The following is a 2,592-nucleotide window of genomic DNA, read 5'->3' on the forward strand; positions in this document are numbered from 1 at the left end:
ATTCAGAAGGAAACTCGGGTAACACAAATTCTGCCATTTCAGCCATCACCTCGGCTGCTGGCCGTGTCAGCGGTTTCAGATTTAACGCAACGTGGTTTACTCCCTGGCGCTCCTGCTCCTTCCATAGCTTTATCAGCGCATTGCGGCCGACGGTGATGCCATTCATCAATCTGCGAAGCGGCGCGTCAGGGTTAGCATCCAGGTCAAAAAAGGTGGCATAGCCATAAGGTCTGAAACGATTGTCGTCGTAACCGCCACGCCAGAATTCAAGCAGTTCCGGGAGCGTTGAGAAATCACTCAGATGCCATATCCATCCGTCGCTTTCCTCTGCTATCCAGCTCAGGTCCTGCCGTGCTCGACCAACCACAATCATTGGAATGCGGGATTTAAAGGGTTTGGGAATAAGATCAAGGTTGCCTGAAAGCTTGCCGTAGTACGCCGTTTCAGCCACCGGGAAGGACGTCTCACAGACGGTTTTTATCAGACCAAACGCCTCGCGATAACGTTCGGCCCGGTTATCGTAATCGGCACCAAACGCAGGGTATTCAACAGCGCGATCCCCGCTGGATAGCCCCAGCAAAAGGCGTCCACCACTTAGCTGGTCCACTGAGGCTGCCTGCTTGGCCAATATAATCGGGTCCCTCAGGGGTAATACCATACCGGTGGTACCCAGCGTTATGCGTGTGGTTTGAGAGGCAAGGAATCCGAGGTAGACCATGGGGTCAAGCATCTGTCCTGTGTCACCAAACCGTGGATCATAAAAGGGCACATCTCTCATCCACATAGCGGAAAAACCGGCGTCATCAGCAAATTGTGCCAGCGCCTGATGATCCTGCAGGTTCGGAAAAGGCGAATCCGGATAACCTTCAAGCGGCATAATAAAGCCGAATGTCAGACTACCCGGGCGAAATACGCGCTTATATGCGCTATGTGAGGCAAGATCCGACGGATAGGTTGGTTGTGTCTGTAGAGGGGGCATTTTCACTCCTGACGGGCGCAGTCAGCTGCGCCCGTTATTTAGTCAATCATCAATGATGATTACTTCGCTGCATCACGTAGAGCCTTTTCAATAAAGGCGACTGAACTCTCAAGCGCCTGTACCGCTTCTGGCTGCAACGTGGAGAAGAAATGCCAGGCATGGAACATGCCCGGCCAGACTTCCAGATTTACGCGTACGCGGTTATCACCCAGATGAGTTGCCAGACGCATCGCGTCGGTCAGCATCAGTTCGTTTTCACCAATCTGAACGAGCACCGGCGGCAGGCCCGTTACATCAGCAAACACCGGTGATGCCATTGGATGGTTAGGCAATGCATCGCCGAGGAACGTACGTGCGAGAAAATCAAGACCCGCTTTGGTGTTCAGAGGATCAAGGCCTTCTCTGTTGGTCATAGAGACACCCGTGTGCTCAAGGTTAGCCCAGGGTGAAATAGCGACCCCGCCGGCTGGAAGCGGCAGGCCCTTGTTGCGTGCCGCAACCATAACGGTAACCACCATCGCGCCGCCCGCAGACTCACCCGCCAGCACGATTTTGCTGGCGTCAAAGCCCTGTTCAATCAACCACTCATATGCACGAACGGTATCGGTAACGGGCGTAGGGAAAGGATACTCCGGTGCCAGTCGGTAATCTGGCATGTAAACCCGTGCGCCCAGCATGCTGGCATAGTTGCCACCAATACCGTGATAGCCAGCAGATTCACCGACAATGTATGCCCCACCGTGGATGTACATAACGATGGCATCGGTTTTTAGATTTTCAGGAGTCACCAGCGTTCCCGGCACGCCCCCCATATCGACCTCAGTAAAGCCAACACCTGCAGGTGCAGGATTTTTAGCCAACATACGGGTATAGGCGTCACGCACTTCACTCATTGGCGTTACGGTATCTTCACCCGTAAGGATTGGTCCCAGACCGGCCAGGCTTTCTGACCATTCTTTTACGGCTTTCTTAGTTTGTTGATTCATCATCGGTATTCCTGTTTGTATTTGCGTTAAAGTGGAACAGAAATATATAATATACCAACATTTGGGGAATGTGCTTCCCATATAAGGGTACAACAACGCCCGTATTGGATGAGAAAAATATAGTATGGAGATCAACAGCATTGGTGATATCGCCGCGTTCGTCGCGGCTGTAAAAGCCGGGAGTTACACACACGCCGCAAGTTCCCTTGGGCTTACACGTTCTGCGATTGGTAAAAGTATCGTCCGGCTCGAAACGCGTATGGGGGTTCGTCTTCTTAACCGTACCACCCGAAGTCTGAGTCTCACCGATGAAGGGAAGGTCATGTTTGATCGTTGCCGCCAGATACTCGAGGACCTGGAAGAGGTCGATGCCGCCATGGCCATGCGCAGGGGTAAGCCAACGGGGACTCTCCGGCTGAGTGCGCCGCTTTCTTTTGGGCAGCGACATATCCTTCCCATTCTGGATATTTATCTGAAAAAGTGGCCGGAAATTCGTGCCGAAGTGTCCTTTAGCGACAGGTTTGTTGACCTGATAGAGGAAGGCTTTGATATTGCCATTCGTATAGGTGAACCTCGCGATGACTCACGTATTCTTACCCGTACAATTGCTTCGCAGCACATTGTCAC

The 2,592-nt window shown here is 52.4% G+C and carries 3 protein-coding genes; 1 reads left to right on the top strand and 2 read right to left on the bottom strand.

Annotated features, from left to right (window positions below):
* Both AC1DUO_RS24100 and AC1DUO_RS24105 read right to left on the bottom strand, forming a co-directional pair.
* A partial coding sequence (locus tag AC1DUO_RS24100; protein ID WP_121019293.1) for a TIGR03571 family LLM class oxidoreductase occupies positions 1-979 on the bottom strand: 979 nt, incomplete at its 3' end.
* Positions 980-1,038: 59 nt separating this feature from the next.
* Positions 1,039-1,968 (bottom strand): alpha/beta hydrolase, encoded by a 930-nt coding sequence (locus AC1DUO_RS24105; protein ID WP_112288739.1) that lies wholly within the window; start codon positions 1,966-1,968, stop codon positions 1,039-1,041.
* A gap of 121 nt (positions 1,969-2,089) precedes the next feature.
* On the opposite strand from AC1DUO_RS24105, the gene AC1DUO_RS24110 reads away from it, so the two are divergent.
* Positions 2,090-2,592, top strand: a 503-nt coding sequence (locus AC1DUO_RS24110; protein WP_477989112.1) for a LysR family transcriptional regulator, incomplete at its 3' end; no start/stop codon positions are given.

This window comes from Rahnella sp. P4_A8 (genome assembly GCF_056402435.1).